Consider the following 8,449-nt stretch of genomic DNA (forward strand, 5'->3'; position numbering starts at 1 on the left):
GCTAATACAACATTGTGTAGATACCCATGGCTATCGGGGGCAAGCCCCCTCCCACTTTTTTGACTGTATTTCAGTCAGGGTTTGGTAGCGCCTGGGCGGTACATTTTGAACAGCGCCTCAGGGCCCAGTTGAAAGTAATCCGCCGGGCCACCGCCGCGCAAAATCGGCTCGGCGGCGGCGGTGTCGTACACCCCATCCTTGAGCAACCATTTGGCAATGTGCACCGCGACCACTTCGCCCAGCACCAGCCAGCTTGGCACCCGTTGCTTGTCAGCCCGTTGCAGTTGGATGATCTGCGTGACCTTGCACTCGAACGATACCGGGCTCTCGCCCACCCGCGGAACGCTCACGATCTTCGAAGCCACCGGTGTCAGCCCGGACAACTCGAATTCGTTCACCTCTGGTCCTACCGCCGCGCAACTCTGGTTCATCTGCTCGGCCAACGGGCGGGTGGCCAGGTTCCAGACAAACTCGCCGGTCTGTTCGATATTGTTCAGGCTGTCTTTGCGCCCGACACTGGAAAAACCAATGATCGGCGGAATGTAGTTGAACGCGTTGAAGAAACTGTAGGGTGCCAGGTTCAGGCGGCCGTTGCTGTCGTGTGAGGAGATCCAGCCAATCGGCCGTGGACCGACGATGGCATTGAACGGGTCATGGGGCAGGCCGTGGCCGTTGGCGGGTTCGTAGAAATAGATATCGTCAGGCATGGCCGGGGTTCCTGCTGCGGGGTTCGGGAAGGTAGCCATAGTGCAATCCACGGCAGTGAATTTCCATTGGCCCTATGGAATTTTCATTCAACGCCCACCTATTTTTCACAGCGCCCCGTTCAGTCTGCGCGCAACGTCGACACCCCCTATAAGTCGGCTATTTGACAGACTGAGCTTCGGAGCCTTGCCCCCCAATGAACAAACTTCCTCAGATCACCCTGGCGTTCTGGGTCATGAAAATCTGCGCAACCACCCTGGGCGAAACCGCCGGGGACTTGCTGTCGATGACCCTGAACGTTGGCTACGCCATCAGCTCGATGATCCTGATCAGCGTGTTCCTGGTTACCCTGGTGACGCAACTCTGGTCGAAAGCCTACAACCCGGTGCTGTACTGGATTGTGATCCTGTCCACCAGCACTGCCGGCACCACCATGTCGGACTTCATGGACCGCAGCCTGGGCCTGGGTTATGCCACGGGGTCGATGATCCTGATCGTGATTTTGATGATCATCTTTGCGTTGTGGCACCTCAGTGGCGACTCGCTGAACGTGAACAAGGTGCAGACCTTCCGGGGAGAGTTGTTCTACTGGATGGCGATCCTGTTCTCCAACACCCTGGGGACCGCGCTGGGCGACTTCCTGGCGGATGATTCCGGGCTCGGCTTCGCCGGTGGCGCGTTGTTGATTGGCTCCACCATCGCAGCGGTGGTGGCGCTCAAGTACTTCACGCGGATTTCGTCGGTGTTGTTGTTCTGGGTGGCCTTCGTGCTGACTCGGCCATTTGGTGCGACCCTGGGCGATTTCCTGACCAAGCCCCACGAAAAGGGCGGGTTGGACTTCGGCACCATCGGTTCGTCGGCGGTGTTGGCGGCGGTGCTGGTGGTGATGATTGTCGGGGCGTCGTACGCACAGCGACGCTATGTGCGGCGCGAAGTGGCAGAGTTGTCCTGATGCCAAATGTGGGAGGGGGTAAGCCCCCTCCCACATTTTCTACTGCATCCAGCGGTTAGTCCGTGGTAATCCGCGAATGCTTGCGGGTGTCCTTCATGGTCACATAGACCGCCAGAGACACCGCGATACAGGCCGTCACGTACCAGTAATAACCGGTTTCCATGCCAATGCTCTTGAACCACAGCGCGATGTATTCAGCGGTACCGCCGAAGATCGACACGGTCAGTGCATACGGCAGGCCCACGCCCAGCGCGCGGATTTCAGTCGGGAACAGCTCGGCCTTCACCACCGCGTTGATCGAGGTGTAGCCGCTGACGATGATCAGTGCCGCCATGATCAGGAAGAACGCGCCCCACCAGGTCTGGATGGTGTGCAGGGTGGTGAGGATCGGCACGGTGAACAGGGTGCCGAGGATACCGAATGCGATCAGGATCGGCCGACGGCCGATCTTGTCCGACAGCCCACCGACCAGGGGTTGCAGGCACATGAACAGAAACAGCGTGGCCGCCGAGATGGTGGTGGAGTCGGAGATGCTCATGCCGACGGTGTTCACCAGGTACTTCTGCATGTAGGTGGTGTAGGTGTAGAAGGCCAGGGTACCGCCCATGGTCAGGCCGACCACGGTCATCAGTTCCTTGGGGTGGCGCATCAAGGTGCGCATTGCGCTTTCCTTGGCTTTTTCCTTCTTGGTGAACGACTCGGTTTCCTCCATGCCACGACGCAGGTACAGCGCCACGACCGCGCACAGGGCGCCGATGGCGAACGGGATGCGCCAGCCCCAGGCATACAACTGCTCGGTGGTCAGCAATTGTTGCAGCACGATCAGTACGGCCAGAGCGATGAGCTGGCCAGAGATCAGGGTCACGTATTGGAAGCTGGAGTAGAAACCACGACGCTCCTTGGTTGCCATCTCGCTGAGGTAGGTGGCGGAGGTGCCGTATTCGCCCCCGACCGACAGGCCCTGCAGCAAACGGGCAAATACCAGCAGGATCGGCGCGCCGATACCGATGACTTCATAGCTCGGGCTCAGGGCAATCAGCAGCGAGCCGAAACACATCAGGTACACCGAGGCCATCAAGGCCTTTTTACGCCCCACTTTGTCGGCGTACAGGCCCATCAGCCAGCCGCCGATCGGGCGCATCAGGAAGCCCACGGCGAAGATCGCGGCGGTATTGAGCAGTTGGGCGGTGGTGTCGCCTTTCGGGAAAAAGGTTTTTGCGAAGTACAACGAGAAAGCGGCGTAGACGTACCAGTCGTACCACTCGACCATGTTGCCGACAGAGCCGCTGAAAATCGACTTGATCCGGCTGGAAGTGGTGCGCTCTTTTGTCGGCGCGGCCGCCGACCTCAGAGGCAGGGCGTTGGAGTTATCCATTGAAGGATCCTTCATCTAGTTGTTTTTATGGAGCGGCGTGAGCAAAGCGAACGCAGCCTGGCTCGAGCTATAGCAGGAGCTGTGCCAGCTGGATGAACGCCCGGTCTAGAGGGGTTTGGCGGATTTTTTGAGCGGAAAGTCGCTGATGGTTTTAAGGGGGGTGAGCGGAAATCCGCTTATCGCTGCAGGCCTCATCGGGGGCAAGCCCCCTCCCACATTTTGATCTGTGAACACGCTCAAGTGTGGGAGGGGGCTTGCCCCCGATAGCGGCCTGCGAGTCAACACAAGGATTCGCCTAGAGAAACATCTCCCGCACCAACCCATGGCGCTGCATCTTTTCATTGAAGGTACGGCGCGGCAGTTGCAACTCGGCCAGCACCGCCTTGATATCGCCCTTGTGCCGCGCCAGCGCGGCTTTCAGGCAGTGCGCCTCGAACGCCTCCTGCTGCGCCGCCAGCGATTGCCCGACCTCGATGCCCTCGGGTTCCGGATCGCCCAGCCCCAGGACCTGACGTTCGGCGACGTTGGCCAGTTCGCGCACATTGCCCGGCCAGTCATGGCTGAGCAGGCGTCCCAGTTGCGGGCCGCTCAATGGCTCGGCACTGCGGCCCAGGCGTTCGGCGGCGCTCTGGGCAAAGTGCTCGTACAGCAAGGGAATATCTTCGCGGCGCTCACGCAGCGGTGGCAGGCGCAGTTGTGCGACGTTCAACCGGTAGGCCAGGTCTTCGCGAAAGCGCCCGGCGCGAGCCTCTTCCAGCAGGTCCGGCTTGGTGGCGGCGATGATGCGCAAATCGACGTGGATGCTTTGGTTGGAGCCGAGCCGCTCCAGCTTTTGCTCCTGCAGCACCCGTAGCAATTTCACTTGCTGGGCCAGGGGCATGCTTTCGATTTCATCCAGGAACAGGGTGCCGCCGTGGGCGTATTCCAGCTTGCCGATGCGCTTGCCCTGGGCGCCGGTGAATGCACCGCTTTCGTGGCCGAACAACTCGGCTTCAAACAGCTGCTCTGGGATCGCCGCGCAATTGAGCGCCACAAACGGCTTCTTCGCCCGAGGACCAAAATCATGCAGGCAGCGGGCGACCATTTCCTTGCCGCTACCGGTTTCGCCACGGATCAGCACATTGACCGGCAACGTCGCCAGGTCCAGCACCTGGCGTCGCAGGTTTTGCAAACTTCGGGACACCCCCAGCAGGCTGTTCTCCAGTTTCTCCCGGTGGTCGGCCTGTTGATGCAGGCGACGGTTTTCGAGAATCAGCCCACGTTTGTCCAGCGCGCGGCGCAGGCTGTTGAGCAGCGCATCGGGGCTGAAGGGTTTTTCCAGGAAATCGTAGGCACCGTCGCGCATCGCTTCGACGGCCATCGGTACGTCGCCATGGCCGGTGAGCAATATCACCGGCAAGTCGGCATCACGGCGCTGCACTTCGGCCAGCAGCTCCAGGCCGCTGAGCCCGGGCATGCGCACGTCGCTCAGAATCACCCCGGGAAAATCCTTGGGCAACTGCGCCAGGCACGTTTCGGCACGGCTGAAAAGCTGCACTTCAAATCCCGACAGGCTCAACCATTGCTCGACGGCCGTGCGAATGCTGGTTTCGTCATCGACCACAATCACCGCATTCAACATAGGTCGGGTGTCTCCAGTGCGATAGGCAGGGTCAGGGTGAAGACGGCGCCGTCGCCACGGTTGCCGGCGATCAGGCGCCCGCCCAGTTCGTGCACGATAGCGTAGGAAACCGCCAACCCCAACCCGAGGCCGTCTCCCACCGGCTTGGTGGTGAAGAAGGGGTCGAACACGCTGTTCAGGTGTTCTTCGGCAATGCCGCCACCGCTGTCGCTGACGGTCAGTCGCCACAGCTGCTCATCAGCGTGCAGGTGGATTTCGAGGCGTTTGCGCGGCTTGTTCGCCATCGCATCCAGGGCGTTGCGCAGCAGGTTGATCAGTACCTGTTCCAAGCGGATCGCATCGCCGCGTACCCAGGCGGGGCGGGTCAGGTCCAGCAGGGTGCCGATGCCTTCATCGCGCAGGCGCGCGTCGAGCAGGTGCAGGGACTGATCGACTACGGTGGCCAGGTCCAGGCGTTCGCGCAGGCCGCTGGGGCTCTTGCGCGCGAAGGTCTTGAGGTGGCCGGTCAGCGCGGCCATGCGTGTGAGCATATCGTCCAGTGGGGTCAGGGCCTTGTAGGCATCGTCTATACGGCCGTGGTCAAGCAGCAGGCGCAGGGTCGCCAACTGCATGCGCTGGGCGGTCAGCGGTTGGTTGATTTCATGGGCGAGGGCGGCAGACATCTGCCCCAGCGCCGCCAATTTGGCCGATTGCACCAGGCCGTCCTGAGCGGTGCGCAGCGCCTGGGTACGCTCCTCCACAAGCTGTTCGAGCTCTTCGCGGCTGCGCTGCCGCAAGCGGGCCAGGCGCCAGCGCTGGGTCAGGAACAGCACCAGGAACACCAGCGCCAGCCATGAGCCAGCGGCGGCCAGGCCGGCGTTGCGTTGGTCTTCAAAGGCGAATTGGGGCTTGCGCAGCAGGTGCAGGGTCCAGCCCTCGGCCTTCAGCGGCAAGGATTCCCAGATGTAGTTGGCGTTGCCGTCAGGTCCGTTGACGCGCATCAGGTGACTGTTGTCGTCGAAGCGTTGCAACGCCTGGGTTTCCAGGGGCTGCAATTGTTTCTTGTCGTATTGGCGGGTGGCCTTGAGTTCGGCCAGGTCGCTGGCCGACAGCGGGCGCAGGTTGCGATAACGCCAGCCGGGCTGGTTGGCGATAAACACGATACCGCGCGCGTCGCTGACCAGCAGCAGGTCATTGCCCTGGGCCCACTCGCGTTCAAGCTCGGGGAATTCCAGCTTGACCACCATGGCGCCGAGGAACTGCTCATGTTCATCGAGCACCGCACTGGAGAGGAAGTACCCCGGCACCCCGGTAGTCACCCCGACCGCATAAAAACGCCCGGTGCCCTGGCTTTGGGTCTGGCTGAAGTAAGGCCGAAACGCGTAGTTGTGTCCGACATAACTGCTGGGCAGGTTCCAGTTACTGGCGGCCACGGCCAGGCCGGTGCGGTCCATCAACTCCAGGGTGGAAGACTGGGCGGCACCGTTGATGCGTTCCAGTTTGCGGTTGAGCATGTCCTGGGTGGTGGCATCCAGCGGGCCTTTCAAGGCGCTGATCATTTCCGAGTCCAAGGCCAGTACGGCGGGCAGGGCGCGGTAGCGTTCGATCAAGGTGTGCAGGGAGTTGGCGTACAACGCGAGTTGCTGGTTGGCGCGGGCGGCATCGTCCACCAGGGCCACGCGTTCGGCGTGGCGCGTGGCCAGGGCAGCGGCCAGCAGTGCACCGGCGATGATGAGCAGGGAATAGAAGGTCAGGCGCAGCGGGCGAGGGATCACGATCATACGATGATGAACAGGCACAGTAAGGGGGAGCACCATAGCATGAGCTGCCTGGATCTTGTGGTGGGAGAGGCTACGGTGGCTAGAGGGCTTGTTGTGGCAAGCCCGCTCGCCACAGGACGCCTGGTCGCCCGTGACCGCCTCGATTGCCAAAGGGCAATCGGCAGTCAGAAAAAAAGGCGACCGGGCTTATCGCCGCAGTCGCCTTTATCCTTGCGGGGAAAGTGCTTACTGCACTTCCACCGCCAGGCTTTCACTGATCTTTTTCTGCCAGATGGCAGGACCGGTGATATGGACGGATTCGCCCTTGCTGTCCACCGCCACGGTGACCGGCATGTCTTTCACGTCGAACTCGTAGATCGCTTCCATGCCCAGTTCGGCGAAAGCCACCACACGCGACTTCTTGATGGCTTGCGCTACCAGGTAAGCAGCGCCGCCGACGGCCATCAGGTACACGGCCTTGTGGTCCTTGATCGCTTCGATGGCGGCCGGGCCGCGTTCGGATTTGCCGATCATGCCCAGCAGGCCTGTTTGCTCGAGGATCTGGCGGGTGAACTTATCCATCCGCGTTGCGGTGGTCGGGCCGGCAGGGCCAACCACTTCTTCGCGCACGGGATCAACCGGGCCGACGTAATAGATGAAGCGACCCTTGAGGTCCACCGGCAGGGCTTCGCCCTTGTTCAGCATCTCGACCATGCGCTTGTGCGCGGCGTCGCGACCGGTGAGCATCTTGCCGTTGAGCAACACGGTTTCGCCCGGCTTCCAGCTCTGCACGTCTTCCGGGGTCAGGGTGTCGAGGTTGACGCGACGGGCCGAAGGGCCGGCTTCCCAGACGATTTCCGGGTAGGCGTCCAGCGGTGGCGCCTCCAGCGACGCCGGGCCCGAACCGTCGAGCACGAAGTGCGCGTGACGGGTGGCGGCGCAGTTGGGGATCATGCACACCGGCAGCGAAGCGGCGTGGGTCGGGTAGTCCATGATCTTCACGTCGAGCACGGTGGTCAGGCCGCCCAGGCCCTGGGCGCCGATGCCCAGTTGGTTGACCTTCTCGAACAGCTCCAGGCGCATCTCTTCGATACGGTTGGACGGGCCGCGCTTTTTCAGCTCGTGGATGTCGATGGATTCCATCAACACTTCCTTGGCCATCACCGCGGCTTTCTCGGCGGTGCCGCCAATGCCGATGCCGAGCATGCCCGGTGGGCACCAGCCGGCGCCCATGGTCGGAACGGTCTTGAGCACCCAGTCGACGATCGAGTCGGACGGGTTGAGCATGGCCATCTTCGACTTGTTCTCGGAACCACCGCCTTTGGCCGCCACGTCCACTTCCACGGTGTTACCCGGGACGATGGAGTAGTGGATGACTGCGGGGGTGTTGTCCTTGGTGTTCTTGCGCGCGCCTGCCGGGTCGGCGAGGATCGATGCACGCAGGACGTTTTCCGGCAGGTTGTAGGCGCGACGCACACCTTCGTTGATCATGTCGTCCAGGCCCATGGTGGCGCCATCCCAACGTACATCCATGCCCACGCGCACGAACACGGTGACAATACCGGTGTCCTGGCAGATCGGGCGATGGCCGGTGGCGCACATGCGCGAGTTGATCAGGATCTGCGCGATGGAGTCGCGGGCCGCTGGCGATTCTTCGCGCAGATAGGCTTCGTGCATCGCTTGGATGAAGTCAACGGGGTGGTAGTAGGAAATGAATTGCAGGGCGTCGGCAACGCTCTGAATCAGGTCGTTTTGCTTGATCACGGTCATGAGTCGCGCTCCTCTATAAGGGAACATTCAATAAAGGTGGCTTCAGTGAAGTGCATCGGTCGGCTGAAACCACCTTTCCAAGGCGCGTCGCCAAGAAGAGCAGGTATTGTTGGCGCGACGCTAAAAAGGCGCGGCAGTATAACCCGGCGTGGTGGCCGATACACCCGACGATGGTCAAACTCTGTGGCAAGCCCGAATGCCTGTCAGTTAAGAGATAGAACGAGCAAACAGTAGCGGGCTTGTTGTGGCGAGCGGGCTTGCCCCGCGTTGGGCTGCGCAGCAGCCCC

At 61.6% G+C, this 8,449-nt stretch carries 7 protein-coding genes; 1 reads left to right on the forward strand and 6 read right to left on the reverse strand.

Going from position 1 to position 8,449, the window contains the following annotated elements:
• Positions 1–74: 74 nt before the first annotated feature.
• Positions 75–707: a flavin reductase family protein gene (locus ACODSV_RS35345; protein ID WP_150056449.1), complete on the reverse strand. Its 633-nt coding sequence runs from the start codon at positions 705–707 to the stop codon at positions 75–77.
• Between the two features lie 194 nt (positions 708–901).
• Here ACODSV_RS35345 and ACODSV_RS35350 point away from each other — a divergent pair, with 194 nt between their 5' ends.
• The gene (locus ACODSV_RS35350) at positions 902–1,657 is read left to right on the forward strand and encodes a COG4705 family protein (RefSeq protein WP_024077186.1); all 756 of its coding nucleotides are present in this window, start codon (positions 902–904) and stop codon (positions 1,655–1,657) included.
• A 55-nt stretch (positions 1,658–1,712) separates the two neighbouring features.
• Here ACODSV_RS35350 and ACODSV_RS35355 read toward each other — a convergent pair whose 3' ends face one another.
• From ACODSV_RS35355 to ACODSV_RS35375, 5 genes are all read right to left on the reverse strand, one after another.
• On the reverse strand, positions 1,713–3,032 hold the full coding sequence (locus tag ACODSV_RS35355) for an MFS transporter (RefSeq protein WP_150055690.1): 1,320 nt from the start codon (positions 3,030–3,032) through the stop codon (positions 1,713–1,715).
• A 295-nt stretch (positions 3,033–3,327) separates the two neighbouring features.
• A complete protein-coding gene (locus ACODSV_RS35360) occupies positions 3,328–4,653 on the reverse strand; it encodes a sigma-54-dependent transcriptional regulator (RefSeq protein WP_024077184.1) in 1,326 nt (441 codons plus the stop codon).
• A complete protein-coding gene (locus tag ACODSV_RS35365) occupies positions 4,647–6,413 on the reverse strand; it encodes an ATP-binding protein (protein WP_150056252.1) in 1,767 nt (588 codons plus the stop codon). The genes ACODSV_RS35360 and ACODSV_RS35365 overlap by 7 nt, the downstream gene beginning before the upstream one ends.
• 225 nt (positions 6,414–6,638) lie before the next feature.
• The gene (locus ACODSV_RS35370) at positions 6,639–8,162 is read right to left on the reverse strand and encodes a fumarate hydratase (RefSeq protein ID WP_150056469.1); all 1,524 of its coding nucleotides are present in this window, start codon (positions 8,160–8,162) and stop codon (positions 6,639–6,641) included.
• Positions 8,163–8,175: 13 nt separating this feature from the next.
• A partial coding sequence (locus ACODSV_RS35375; protein ID WP_489047447.1) for a hypothetical protein occupies positions 8,176–8,449 on the reverse strand: 274 nt, incomplete at its 5' end.

The organism is Pseudomonas sp. FG86 (assembly GCF_057808775.1).